Genomic DNA, 11,795 nt, shown 5'->3' with positions numbered 1-11,795 from the left:
GTCCGGAGCGCTCGGTACATTCGCGGGGCCGAACCCACGCGTCATGCGACCCTTGATCCTTCTCGCGACCCTGGCGGGACTCCCCGCTCTGGTCACTGCGCAGTCCATCGCCATCACGGCCGCGCGCGTCTTTGACGGCGCTGGCCGCTTTGTGCCCAATGCGACCGTGGTCGTGGAAGGTCGGCGCATTCGCAGCGTGGGCGCACTCCCCGCCGGGTTCCGCGGCACGCGCATCAACCTCGGCGACGCCACCCTGATGCCCGGGCTGATGGACACGCACTCGCACCTGGCCTGGTACTTCAACAAACAGGGGCGATTGCACCAGCGGAACGACGGCGACACCCCCACCGAGTCGATGTTGGCGATCGCCGGCAACGCGTGGACGACCCTGCGGGCCGGGGTGACGACCATCCAGAGCCCGGGCTCGCCCGAGGACCAGGAGCTCCGGGACGCGATCCACCGCGGCTGGATCCCGGGACCTCGGGTGCTGACGTCGTTAGGCTCGTTTTCGGAGACCGCCGGAACGCCGGAGCAGATTCGTGAGCGGGTGCGCGCCTTCAAGGCGCGCGGTGCCGACCTGATCAAGGTGTTCGCCTCGAAGAGCATCCGGGACGGCGGTGCCGCGACCATGTCCCTGGAGCAGGTGCAAGCCGCTTGCGACGAGGGACGGCGGACTGGCCTGCGCGTCCTGGTGCATGCGCACTCCGCCGAGGCGATGAATCTCGTGTCGCGCGCGAAGTGCGACCAGATCGAACATGGAATGCTCTCGGACCAGGCCGCGCTCGACCTCGCGGCAGCCAATGGCGTTTATCTGGACCCGCAGTGTTCGCTGGTGATCGACAACTACCTGCAGAACCGCGCGAAGTTCGAGGGGATCGGCAACTACAACGAGGAAGGGTTCGCGGCCATGCGCGGCAGCGAAGCCGCGCGGATCGGGACGATTCGCAACGCCGTGCGCACGAAGGGGCTCAAGATGGTGTTCGGGACCGACGCGGTGGCGGGTGCCCACGGACGCAATGCGGAGGAGTTGGTGTGTCGGGTGCAGCGGGGCGGGCAGTCCGTGGCCGACGCGCTGGTCTCGGCGCAATCGCTCGCCGCCGAGTCCATGCGACTGGCCGATTCCCTTGGGACGGTGAAGCCCGGAATGCTGGCGGACCTGATCGCGGTGCCGGGCGACGTGCGGGGTGACATTACGGCGTTGATGAGGGTGCGGTTTGTGATGAAGGATGGAGTGGTGTATCGGAATGAGCCCTGATGAGGTGGAAGATCAACTGCCACAACGAAGCACGAGCGGTACGGGGAGCACGGGCGGCACGAGGGGCACGTGTAGGGCCGCGCCTCCCTTGGACACCTCGCCCTCGTGCTGCCCTGCTCTCGTGCTGCCCGTGCTTCGCCTTTTAGCCTTGCCGCCCATGCGCCGTCGCCTGTTCGTGCTCCCCGCTCTCCTCCTCACCGCTGCGGGCAGGTCGGTGCATGCACAGTCCCTCATCGAGTGGCCTGTGTATGGTGGCGACCCCGGCGGGATGAAGTACTCGCGGCTGGCGGACATCAATCGCTCGAACGTTCGTCGCCTCGCCCCGGCGTGGCAGTGGGACACGGGCGACCCAGCCAATCCGCCGGCGGATAGTGGTCGGCCGGCGCGCCCGGGGAATTTTCAGGCCACGCCCCTGATGGTGAACGACACGGTGTACCTGCCAACCCCACTCAACCAGGTGGTGGCGCTGGATGCCAACACCGGTCGCGAGTTGTGGCGCTTTGATCCGCAGGCGTATCGCGCGGGACAGCCGTCCAATGGGACCGGGCTGGTGCATCGTGGGGTGGCGATGTGGACCGACGGGAAGGAGCGCCGGATCTTCATCAACGCGCGCTGGCGATTGTTTGCCTTGGATGCGGCGACGGGCAAGCCGATCGCGTCCTTTGGCGACGGCGGCGTGATCGACCTCACCGTGGGGCTGTCGCGTCCGGTCAACCGGATCCACTACACGAATACGTCACCGCCGGTGGTGTGGGGCGACCTGGTGCTGCTCGGCAACGGCGTGGGGGATCGATTGATGTATCGTGGGGACCCACCGGGCGACGTGCAGGCCATTGACGTGCGCACGGGACGCCGGGTGTGGGCGTTCAACCCGGTGCCGGGCCCCGGTGAAGTCGGGCATGAAACCTGGCTGGCCGACTCGTGGAAGCACACCGGGCATACCAACGTGTGGGCGCCGTTCACCGTCGACAGCGCGCGCGGACTCGCGTACCTGCCCTTTGGTACGCCGAGCAATGACTGGTATGGTGGGCGCCGGCCCGGGGCCAACCTCTTTGGCGAAGCGATTGTCTGCCTCGACATTCGCACGGGCAAGCGGGTCTGGCACTTTCAGACCATCCATCACGGCCTGTGGGACTATGACCTGCCCGCCCCGCCTAACGTGATCACCATCCGGCAGGGAGCGCGCCGGGTGGATGCGGTGGCGGTGCCGACCAAGCAGGGGTTTGTGTTTGTCTTTGATCGCCTGACGGGCAAGCCGATCTGGCCGATCGAGGAACGCGCCGTCCCGACGAGCGACGTCCCGGGTGAGCAGGCGTGGCCGACCCAGCCCTTCCCCACACGCCCGGCACCTATCTCACGCGTCGGGATCAGCGAGGCGGACGCGGCGGACTTTACCCCCGCGATTCATGCGGCTGCGTTGGCCGAGTTGCGCAAGGTGAAGTTGGGCCCGCTGTTCACGCCACCCTCGCTGCAGGGGACGGCGACCTTGCCAGGATCAATCGGCGGAGCGGGTTGGGGTGGCGCGATGTACGACCCCGAGACGAGCACGTTGTTCGTGAAGGCGACCAACTCGCCCTCGGTGTGGCGGATCCTCAAGCGCCCGGCGCCGTCGGACACGAACGACATGGAGTACGCGGCCGACCTCGGCAACTCGTCGATCGGCGTCCGACTCGGTGACGGGCCAACGATCCCGGTGATCAAGCCGCCCTACGGCACGCTGACCGCGATCGACATGGCCACGGGGCGCCACAAGTGGCAGGTCCCGTTAGGCGACAACCCCGCGGTGCGCAACCATCCGGCGTTGAAGGGGGTGGCCCTGCCAAAGTACCTCGGCGTGTCGGGCGCGCCCGGTGGAGTCGTGACACGCGGAGGGGTGATCTTCATCAGCGGGGGCGGGAGCGTGCTCTATGCGATCGACACCCGGAATGGTGCGGTGCTGTGGGAGCACGACCTCGGACGGCAGGCGTATGCGAACCCGATGACCTACCGGACGAAGGCTGGTAAGCAGTTCGTGCTGGTGGCGACCGGGGCGGGGGCAGAGACGCGACTGCGGGCGTTCGCGCTACCGTAGGCCCGAATCGACGACACCGGGCCTCGGGCCTGGCAGTCACTCTCGCGACACTTGCAAAGGGCACTGCATCGGTAGCACGGAGCTCGTTGCCACCGATGAATACCGCAACGATATGGTCCGCACTCGTAGTTGAGGTGGTGCTGCCCCCTCGGGAGGACCTGCGAGGAAGGCAGTTCCCGGATACCGCCGTGTCGCCAACCGAAGCTTGGTTCTTTGTCGACGAAGCAGGCGACCTCACGCTCTTCGACGCGAGGGGACGCACCATTGTCGGCCATGAGGGGGTGTCGCACACCTTCCTGGTCGGAGCGGTAGAGCTCTCGGCTCCGTCTGAGGTTGAGGCGCAACTCACCGAGCTGCGTGTGCGTCTCCTTGCCGATCCGTATTTTCGCGGCGTACCGTCGATGCAGGAGAAGGCCCGGAAGACCGCACTGGCATTTCACGCATAGGACGACTTACCAGAGGTTCGACGGGAGGTCTTCCGACTCCTGGCTGCACTGGAGTGCAAGGTTTTCGTCGCCTTCCGACGGAAAGCACGCCTCGCAGAGAAACACCGAGAGCACCTCTTTCGGACTGGAACGAAGCGCAGCCCGGATGCGGTGTACGACGAGCTCGTGTCCGGCCTATTCAAGGACCGTTTGCATCTGGCCGACGAGGACCGCATCGTCTTTGCGAGGCGTGGCAAGTCCGAGAGGACGGTGGCCCTCGAAGCAGCTATCCGGGAGGCCAAGCGCAAGTTCGAGGTACGTTGGCAGAAGGGCGTTGACCGTCCCACCACAATCCGGTCATCCACGCCATCGAAGGAGATCATCCAGCGCCCGGTCAACTTTGGTACCGAGGCGACGCCCGGCCTCGTGGACCCGGCGGAGTTTGTGGCGTTTGAGGACCACTGGACCGGGAGCTACATCTTCGAGAATGAGTGGCAGAGCTTCCGCACCCGGAAGGACCGTGCGCTGGAGATGACGAGCGCGCGGCACGAGTACGAGAAGCCCGGCAGGTACGTGATCGCCGTGAAGGTGATCGACATCTTCGGCAATGACACCATGTCGTTGACGCCGATTACCGTGGGCTGAGGGCGCGGGCGGCGGTCGAGCAGGCGCGACGAGCCGCCGCATCGGGGAAAACCGGATTCGTGGGGCCGAACCGACCACGGCGCACTGCGTCAGATCGTGAACGGCCCGCGATATTACTCCGCCGGCGCCCGTTTTGACGAGAGCGATGGGCATCGCCACTCGATTCGCCCGAAGAATTCTGATTCGTCCGCATACGGGTTTGCGACGAGCACGCGTCGCCTGTGGCACTGTCAGCGGAGAGACGTTGCGGCCGCGGGCGACGACTAAACGCGCCGCGGTCACAACCGAGCCTGTTGGAGAATCGGTGTTTCGTGCCGAGGAGACGACACGACGGGCGGTCGTCAACCCGCACACGCGTCGCGACAGGACGTGCGCGATATCTTCCGCTTCCACGCGGGCGCGGATTGCGACGTGTCGATCCACGGACAGTGTGTTTGGCCTTCCTGCAAGGTCGCGCGAGAGCCGGGTGACTCCGCGCAAGACGGCGATCGCCATGCGACGCCCAGGCACAACTCCGTGAGGGCGCCGGGTGACTCCGCCTGATGCGGAGGCAAATCCGTCAGGCCGCGGCTCAGCTCCGCCAAGGCGCCGGGCGGGTCCGAGTGAAAGGGAGGTACACGTGTCAGGCCCCGGCTCAACTGCGTCAAGACGCCAAGCCCGTTCGCGCAAGCCGGCGATCAGCGCATCCGCACCCACCGCACCTCTGTCAGAAGAGCGAGCGGCTCCTCATGAGCGGGAGGTGAACGTGACCGGCCCCGCCCCAACTCTGTCAGAGTGGCGAGGAGGCTTGCATGGCCTGGAGAAGCGTCGGTCACAGCCGCCGAAGAAAGGGTCGTAGCCGCCGCCGAGACGGTCGCAGCCACGAGAATGTGTCTCGAACTCCCGGACGAGCACGCGGCAGGCGGCGCGAGGCCGGCGCGAGGAGCCGTTCAGTCTGCGCGGATCCGGAAAAACTCCGTCGAGACGGACGCACTCCATATTTCCGGCATGGAAGCCTTGCTCTCGGTCGCGCTCGGGATTGCTCTGGCCACTGCCGCCGGCCTCCGCGTCTTCGTGCCGGTCTTCGGCGCCGGGCTCGCGGCGCACTTCGGCGCCATCGAGCTGCACGACTCATTCCAATGGCTCGCCGAACCTCCGGCATTGTTTGCGTTCGGGACCGCGACGGCGGCGGAAATCGCCGCCTACTACGTGCCTTGGTTAGACCACGCCTTGGACGTCATCGCGACGCCTACAGCGGTCGGAGCCGGCATGGTCGCGAGTGCCGCGGTGATGGTCGACCTTCCGCCCCTGGTGCGTTGGGGGGTGGCCATCATTGGTGGGGGTGGCGCCGCGGGGCTGGTTCAGGCGCTGACCGTGGGCGCGCGGGTCAAGTCGACCGCCACCACTGGGGGGCTCGCCAACCCGGTCCTTGCCACTGTTGAAACCGTGGGTGCGGTTGGCCTCGTAGGAATGGCCATCCTCGTGCCGTTGCTCGCCGCCGCCCTCGTGGTCGGGAGCGTGTACGGAGCGTATCGATGGGTTGGACGGCTGACGGGTCGCATGCGGTCCAGAAGCTGAGTGAAGTGATTCTGTCCCAGACCGTCTGGGACGTACCCCAAGCCAGGAGTGGCCCCCCAATGATCGGTCTCCTCTATGCCTGCGTCGCCGGCCTCTTTGCAGGGGTCATCGCCCGGATCTTCTACCCGGGTGGAAAGGACATGACCTGGCTCAACACGATGTTTCTCGGCCTCGGCGGCGGCTTTCTCGCCGGGCTGTTGGGCCGACTGACGGGCTGGTATGGCGCCGGTCAAGGCGCAGGCCTCATTGCCTCCGTGCTCGGCGCGATGCTGATTCTGTGGTTCCTCGGCAAGCGGAACGAGGTCACCTAGCGAGGTCCCATGTCCCAGCAGCAGCGCTCCCCGTGGCTCCCCCTTCTGGCGGTCACGGGGTTTGTGTTTTCGGCCCCGGCGTTCGCCCAGGGATCGCGACAGACCGACGCGGATCACTACACGAGATACGAACTCCTCGCCCCGGGAACGGCAAAGTTCAGGATCATCTATGAGGTAACGGCGACGACGCCGGGCGCGAGGCAGTACTTCAACCCCATCCGTCGCGGGAGCATTGCCACGGAGGAAGCGGTCTATGACCGCATGACGGGCAAGGCCCTTCCGTGGCGCGTGGTGAATGGGCGCATCGCAGCGGCCGGCGGAGTGCGCGGCGCCGACTCGACGGGCGAGTACATCGCGGTCGACCTCGCCCGGCCTGTCCCGAAGGACGGAGAAGCGCGGCTGCTGATCGACAAGACGTACGAAGACGCGCGCAGCTATGTCGCGGGCGGTGATACGCTGGTGTTCACGCGCGGGCTCGGGATCAAGAAGAACTCGGTGGTCCTCCCCGTGGGCTACGAGCTGGTATCGGTGAACTACCCGTCGCAGGTGCGACAGGAGGCGGACGGTCGGCTGCAGCTCTCGTTCATCAACATTGGCCCGGCGGAAGTGCCGTATGTCGTGAAGGCGCGACGCACGGGGGGCGTGGGGGCCCCCCCCAATTCACAACGTAGCGTCGAACGCGCCAGCGACCGCAATCCTTCCATTGCGATCAGTAGCGTTTCCGCTGCAACGGCGCCGACGGCCCTCGCCCCAGCCCAACTGGACCCGCGCCGCGACCCACGGATGAGCGAACGCGCGCGGCAGGATCGCGAGATCGTCTACTTCCTCCAGCCGCCCGAAACCAGCGCCTTCGACCTCTATCACGACTACACCGAGTCACGACCAGGCATCGGTCGCTACCTTAACGTCGTGCGTGGCGGCAGTCGCGTGTCGAATCCGTCCGCCTACATCCTCGACACGGGCGAGCCAGCCTCCGTGCGCACACTTCGTGGTGCCGCCATCACCACCGGCGGGGTCGACATCGGCGCTCCCGTCACCGCCGAGTCCGAGGTGGTGGTGATTGACTTCAAGGCACCGACGGCCGGCGAGTCCGTCCGTCTCCGCATCAGCGAGACCTACACCGACCCCGCGCGATACCGGTTGCAGGATGGAGAACTCGTGTGGGATCGCGCGTTTGGGCGGCCCGCCAACGCGATGGTGCTCCCGCAGGGGTGGGCACTGACCAACTGCTCCGTGCCGGCGACCGTGAGCCGCACGGACGACGGTCGGACCCGCCTGGATTTCCTCAATCCGCGCAATGATGACATCAGCGTGCTGCTGACCGCGCGCCGACGCTGATCAGTCGGCGCGCAGTTCGCGGGCCGGATCGGCGCGCGCCGCCCGCCAGGCGGGAATGCTGGTGGCCAGCACACACACGCCGAGGAGACACCCCGCGGCGGCGACGGGCGTGACCATCCCGGTCACGTCGACTCCATGAAACAACGACGCCGCCCACCGCGCGAGACTCGTCGAGATAAACAGGCCGGCCACCACGCCCGGCAACACCACCCCCAGTCCTTCCTTCAGGACCATGGCGTGCAGCCGCCGGGGTGTCGCGCCGAGGGCGGCGCGCACACCAAACTCCCGGCGGCGGGCGACGACACCTCCGGCCATCACGGCATACAGGCCGGTGATCGCCAAGAGGATGATCACGACTCCGTACGCCGAAAGCACCGCGGCGAGCAGGCGCGGGCGCGCGAGCGCCCGGTCCATGAACCGCGTCATCGTCCCGGCATCGTGCACGAGGATCCCCGGATTGACCTCGGCCACCGCCTGACGCACGACGCCGGCCGCTAGCGCTGGCTCCATCGCGGTACGCACGGCGAGGAACAGGGTGGCGTTGTCAAACTGTCGAAAGGGGAAGTAGACTGTCGGCCGCGGCACGAGAAACTCGCGGAACCTCGTGTCGCCCACGACGCCGACCACCGTCGCCGTGAGCCCCGCCCAGAGGGCGACGCGTTGACCCACCGCGTCGCGACCGGGAAAGAGCAGCCGCGCCCCGCCCTCGCTCAAGACCACCACGCGCGGCACCGACTCGCGGTCGCCTGCCTCGATCCATCGTCCGCCGCGGAGCGGCAGCCCGGCCACGGCCAGGTAGTCCGCGTTGGTGACCTCCATGTTGAGGTACGCCCGCCGCGTGGTGTCCTCGGGCGCGGCATCGACCGGCGTCAGGCGGCCATCCCATCCGGCCGGCCCGGCAAACGGGGTGGCCGTGATCGGCGCGACACCGGTGACGCCGGGCGCGGCCTTCACACGTTCCAGGATCGACTCCATCGTGCTGCGGTACTTCTCCAAGGCGGCCCCTTCCTGATTGCGCGGGACCTCTCCCGCATGAGGAAAGGTGAGTTCGGCAAAGGCCAAGGCGTCGGGCTGCGACAGCCCGAGATCCAACGCGCGTTGGCGTGACAGGCTACCGACCCCGTGCATCGCACCGAGCAGGACCACGAGGGCCATGGCGACCTGCGCGCTGACGACCAGGCGTCGGACGCGGACATGCGCCGCGTGCGTGCCAACCCCCTCGCGGGCATTGCCGAGGACCGTCGAGGGATCGGTCCGGGCCACGACGAGCACTGGCGCCAGCCCGACCAGCGCCACCACCACGCCGCAGGTCACCAGGACGGCCGCCAGCAGCGTGACATCCGGGGTCACCTGGTCCAGGCGAGGAATCGTGGTCGGTGCCAGCGCCACAAACAACCGAAGCACAGCGACCGACCCGACCACGCCGAGCAGGCCACCCAGGGCGGCAAGAACGCCGACCTCGCCGAGCAGGTGCCGCGCCAACCGACGACGCCCGGCACCCAGCGCGGTCCGGACGGCCAACTCGCGCTGTTGCAACGAGGCCCGCACCAGGAACAGCGAGATCACGTTGCCGCAGGTGACCAGCAGGACCAGGAGCGCGGCCCCGGCAAACGCGCCAAAGATCGGCTGCACGTCACCGCTGACCAGGTCGGGGAGCGTGCGCACCGTCGCGTGGGCCCCGTCGTACACCTCCTGCCCCTGTCGCGCCAGCGCGCTGTAATACGCCTCAACGACCTGGCGCGCCTGTTCGGGAGTCGCACCGGTCGCCAACCTCGCGACGACATCGATGCTCCACGGCGACTGCGCCAACGATCCGTTGACGGCCGCCGTGGGAGCAAACGCCGACCAGAAGTCCACCCCGCGGGGATAGTCGAGTCCCGTGGGGACAACACCAACCACCGTGTAGGAGGCGCCGAATCGTGGTTCATACAGGGCGCGGCCGATCACCCCGCTGTCGCCGCCAAACGACGTCCGCCACGCCCGCTCACTCAGGACGATCACGCGCGACGCCCCCACCACGTCGTCATCCGCACGAAGCGTTCGGCCGAGGAGCGCGCGCACGCCGAGGACCTGGAAGAAGGTGCCACCGGTCAACGTACCGCGCATCCGGATGGGCGTGGCACTGCCCGATGGCGGAGTGAAGGTCCAGTCGTACGCCCCGTTGTAGTCGCCGGCCACCACCGTCGCCACGCCCTTCATGGCCGTGGCGAGTGGGCCGATGTCGACGGGACGCAGCGGCAAGTGCGTGAACGATTTGGCGCGATCCGAGCCCCACAGGACAACCACCTCGCTGGCGCCGGGTACGGGGAGCCCGCCAAACGCGATGGCGCGCGCGATCACCCCGGTGGCTGACGTCAGCGCGATCCCGACTCCCAGAGTGGCGACGACACTCACGGTAAAGAGGCGCGAACGACCGAGCAGGCCCCGCCACGCGGCGTGAATGGTCGGTAACATGAGTCGTGTGCCGTCTCGCGGCCGGCGGTGGAGGACAACGCGTCGTGACGACACGGCGCCCCGGCCTTCGCCGGGGCGCACGGTACCCAACTACTCGGGGATGACGGCGGACTTTGGCAGGAACGGCGCGCGCACGGGGTCGGCCTTCGGCCCTTTCTCCTTCGACTTGGCCACCATCTTTTCCACCTCTTCCATCAGGCGGGCGTTGTTCATCACGACGCCGTCCTTGATCGTGTGCACGATGCCCTGGGTCCGGAACATCTTCCCGTCCTTGTCCAGGGCGAGATCCCCAAAGGAGTAGAGATACTTGAGGTTCATGGCCGGGTTGCCGTCCACGAGCAGCAGGTCGGCCTTGTAGCCGGGGCGCACGAGGCCCAGGTCCTTCTCGCCGAGCGTTTGCGCCGAGTTCAACGTGGCGGCCTTGATCACCTCCAGGCCGTGCATGCCCGTTTCCCGCAGCAACTGCAGCTCGCGGACCGACGAGAAGCCAGGCGTTGCCCAGATGTAGTTGTCGTCCGTCCCGAACGCCACGCGCCCGTTGCGCTTGTTGAACTCGTAGATCAGGTCGCCCCACAAGCGGAATGCGGTCGTCCAGTTGTACTCGTCATCGCTCGTCCAGTCGTAGTGGAACGCGCCATGCCAGGCCGGGTTCGGCAGGTTCCACCCCCACAGCGACTGGTGCGTGTACTTCTCATGCCAGGGGAGGGAGCTCGCCCGCAGGAAGTCGCGATTGGCCTCGTAGACCACCCGGGTCGGCAGCATCGTGACCCCACACTTCACCAGCGAATCGGCCACCTCGGTCAGCAACCGCTCCTTATTGGTGTACGTCCAGACCTTGCCCGCCTCGCGGAAGCGGTCGTTCTCGTTTCCATACGAATAGCCCGGTGGAAAGGCCTGCGTCTTGTTGTCCAGCGCCGACTCGGCATACCCGTAGTGGTGCTCGATCATCGTGATCCCTGCGCACGCCGCCCGCACCGCGTTCGTCACCGCGGTATTGGACGGCTGCAGGTGGAACGAGGTGATCATCCCGTTCTCCTTCGCCGCCTTCGCGATCGCCGTCACCAGCTCCAGGGCCCAGCCTAACGGGTCCATGGAGATGACCCGCAGTCCGGCGTTGGCCATGGCGCGCACTACCTCCGGCGCCTTCGCCGGGTTGTCGAGGTCGGCGCGAGAGAATCCGGTCGTCCCCGATCCATACCCGCTCAGCGGAAACATGCGTGGCGCGATGATCTCGTTCGCCGCGCTCTTCTTCGCCTCGCTCATGGCCTCGGGAAGGCCACGGTCGGCGGCGTTGACCATCGTGGTCACCCCCATCGCCAGCTTGAGGTAGTAGACGTACTCCAGCTCCTGCGGCAGGGTGCGCAAGTGCGTGTGCAGATCCACCATCCCCGGCATGAGATACTTGCCGGTGCCATCGATCACCCGATCACCACTCGTGCGCGTGATCTGCCGACGCTGCGCGGACACGGGATCGCGTGGGATCATCTGCGAAATCGTGTTCCCCTCGATCATGACGTCGTACGGACCGGCAGGAGGTCCCCCGTGACCCGGAATGACCATGACATTGGTGATCACGAGCGAGGCGTACGGGCCTCCCGCGAGGTCACCGAAGTTGCGCGTGGTGAGGGTGGCAGGGGTCGCGGGACGCTGGGCGACGGCCGTCGCGGCGAGGGTGGCCAGAAGAATGATGGATCGCATGCGAGTGTGTGGTCACTGGCGGGCCGTGCGTGGCCCACCAT

8 protein-coding genes and 1 pseudogene are annotated in these 11,795 nt (G+C 67.1%); 7 read left to right on the top strand and 2 right to left on the bottom strand.

Annotation, left to right across the window (positions count from 1 at the left end; all coding sequences use genetic code 11):
- Nucleotides 1-43 precede the first annotated feature (43 nt).
- The 7 genes and pseudogenes from IPK85_10245 to IPK85_10215 all read left to right on the top strand — a co-directional run bounded on the left by IPK85_10245 (nucleotide 44) and on the right by IPK85_10215 (nucleotide 7,602).
- Nucleotides 44-1,255 carry an amidohydrolase family protein gene (locus tag IPK85_10245; GenBank protein ID MBK8247761.1) on the top strand — a complete coding sequence of 404 codons (1,212 nt, stop codon included), beginning with the start codon at nucleotides 44-46 and terminating at the stop codon, nucleotides 1,253-1,255.
- Nucleotides 1,256-1,412: 157 nt separating this feature from the next.
- Nucleotides 1,413-3,326 carry a pyrroloquinoline quinone-dependent dehydrogenase gene (locus tag IPK85_10240; GenBank protein ID MBK8247760.1) on the top strand — a complete coding sequence of 638 codons (1,914 nt, stop codon included), beginning with the start codon at nucleotides 1,413-1,415 and terminating at the stop codon, nucleotides 3,324-3,326.
- Nucleotides 3,327-3,463: 137 nt separating this feature from the next.
- Entirely contained in the window at nucleotides 3,464-3,772 is a 309-nt protein-coding gene (locus tag IPK85_10235) for a hypothetical protein (GenBank protein ID MBK8247759.1), read from the top strand.
- A gap of 429 nt (nucleotides 3,773-4,201) precedes the next feature.
- Nucleotides 4,202-4,396 (top strand): annotated as a pseudogene (locus tag IPK85_10230) (DNA methyltransferase).
- Between the two features lie 987 nt (nucleotides 4,397-5,383).
- Nucleotides 5,384-5,953, top strand: coding sequence for a DUF4126 domain-containing protein (locus IPK85_10225; protein ID MBK8247758.1), 570 nt, complete (start codon nucleotides 5,384-5,386; stop codon nucleotides 5,951-5,953).
- A gap of 59 nt (nucleotides 5,954-6,012) precedes the next feature.
- A complete protein-coding gene (locus IPK85_10220) occupies nucleotides 6,013-6,264 on the top strand; it encodes a GlsB/YeaQ/YmgE family stress response membrane protein (GenBank protein MBK8247757.1) in 252 nt (83 codons plus the stop codon).
- Nucleotides 6,265-6,273: 9 nt separating this feature from the next.
- Complete coding sequence (locus tag IPK85_10215) at nucleotides 6,274-7,602, top strand: hypothetical protein (protein MBK8247756.1); 1,329 nt, start codon at nucleotides 6,274-6,276, stop codon at nucleotides 7,600-7,602.
- Here the strand turns inward: IPK85_10215 and IPK85_10210 are convergent, their stop codons facing one another.
- Nucleotides 7,603-10,056, bottom strand: a complete 2,454-nt coding sequence (locus tag IPK85_10210) for an ABC transporter permease (protein ID MBK8247755.1) — start codon at nucleotides 10,054-10,056, stop codon at nucleotides 7,603-7,605.
- Between the two features lie 90 nt (nucleotides 10,057-10,146).
- The gene (locus tag IPK85_10205) at nucleotides 10,147-11,754 is read right to left on the bottom strand and encodes an amidohydrolase family protein (GenBank protein MBK8247754.1); all 1,608 of its coding nucleotides are present in this window, start codon (nucleotides 11,752-11,754) and stop codon (nucleotides 10,147-10,149) included.
- Nucleotides 11,755-11,795: the final 41 nt, after the last annotated feature.

The sequence above is a fragment of the Gemmatimonadota bacterium genome, assembly GCA_016712265.1.
Taxonomy (GTDB): domain Bacteria; phylum Gemmatimonadota; class Gemmatimonadetes; order Gemmatimonadales; family Gemmatimonadaceae; genus RBC101.
The sequence above is the reverse complement of the archived record's forward strand: the minus strand, read 5'-3'. Positions and strand labels throughout refer to the sequence as shown.